The organism is Arthrobacter sp. JCM 19049, assembly GCF_001310435.1.
Genome location: NZ_BAXF01000587.1, coordinates 1 through 1194 on the forward strand (window position 1 = coordinate 1; position 1194 = coordinate 1194).

The 1194-nt window shown below is 67.3% G+C and carries 3 protein-coding genes; all 3 read left to right on the forward strand.

Annotated features, from left to right (window positions below):
• Positions 1-227 (forward strand): 2-oxo acid dehydrogenase subunit E2 (locus JCM19049_RS22780; RefSeq protein WP_306420822.1); only part of this gene is annotated, 227 nt, incomplete at its 5' end.
• Positions 228-300: 73 nt separating this feature from the next.
• Positions 301-720 carry a 2-oxo acid dehydrogenase subunit E2 gene (locus tag JCM19049_RS22785; RefSeq protein ID WP_054821941.1) on the forward strand — a complete coding sequence of 140 codons (420 nt, stop codon included), beginning with the start codon at positions 301-303 and terminating at the stop codon, positions 718-720.
• 225 nt (positions 721-945) lie between these two features.
• On the forward strand, positions 946-1194 hold a 249-nt coding region (locus JCM19049_RS14705; protein WP_279403306.1), incomplete at its 3' end, for a hypothetical protein.

Consider the following 1194-nt stretch of genomic DNA (forward strand, 5'->3'; position numbering starts at 1 on the left):
CCGATTCACGCACCGGCCTGCCGGTGGCCGAATCCACCGTGCTCTCCGGCGTGCGGCGCACCATCGCCAACGCGATGAGCACCTCGCGCCGGGAGATTCCCGAGGCCACCGTCTGGGTGGATGTGGATGTCACCAAGCTGCTGAAGCTGCGCGCCAAGGTCAAGGAAAGTGCCGGCAGCGCCCGAGCATGCTGGCCATCATCTCCCGCTTCGCGGTGCTGGGCCTAAAGCAGTTCCCGGAACTGAACAGCCGCATCGAGGTGGGGCCGACGGGCAGCTGACCCAGACCCGCTTCGACGGGGTGAACCTGGGCTTCGCCGCGCAAACCGACCGGGGCCTGGTGGTCCCCAACGTGCGCGGCGCGCACCAGCTGAACGCACAGCAGCTCTCGGCCGAGTTCGCCCGCCTGGCCTCGCTGGCCCGCGAAGGCAAGGCCGGGGTGTCGGACCTGTCCGGCAGCACCTTCACCATCAACAACTACGGGGTGTTCAACGTGGATGGCTCCGCGGCGATCATCAACTACCCGGAGGCCGCGATCCTGGGCATCGGCCGGGTCGTGGAACGTCCCTGGGTGGTCAAGGGCAAGGTCAAGGTGCGTTCGATCTGCGAGCTGACGCTCAGCTTCGACCACCGCGTGTGTGATGGTGGCACCGCGGCAGGCTTCCTGCGCTTTGTCGCCGATGCGATGACCAACCCGCAGCACGCGGTCATTTCACTGTAGCGGCCACCGCCACCCGGCGTGGAGCACGGCGCCCGGCTTTCAAGCCGGGCGTCGTGCTTTTAACCCCGGAGGACTCTTTCGGCTCGGGATTTGCCCCACCGGGGCGCGCGGGAGAGGATCAAAAGCAAAAAACGATGTGACCTGCAACTATTTTGGTGCTGGTCCATGCAAACAGCGGCGGCAGCGGATGCCGCGGCGCTGACCCCACGAGCCCGAGGAAGAGCCATGAAGCAGCCCACAGGACCGGTTACCGTCAAGCACCGGGCGGTGAGTTCACTGCTGCTGCTTGTGCCGGCGGTGGCAGTGCTGGTCACCCGGATGCTGCTGGGCGCGCAGGCTCCTAAGGTGGTGGCCACCCACTGGTCGGGGCTGGATTACCCGGATGGCTTCAGCAGCTTCGGCCGTTCTACGGGGTGTGCCTGGGGATTGCCGCGGCCGGGGCGCTGCTGGGCCTGGCCGGGATGGGGCCAAGCG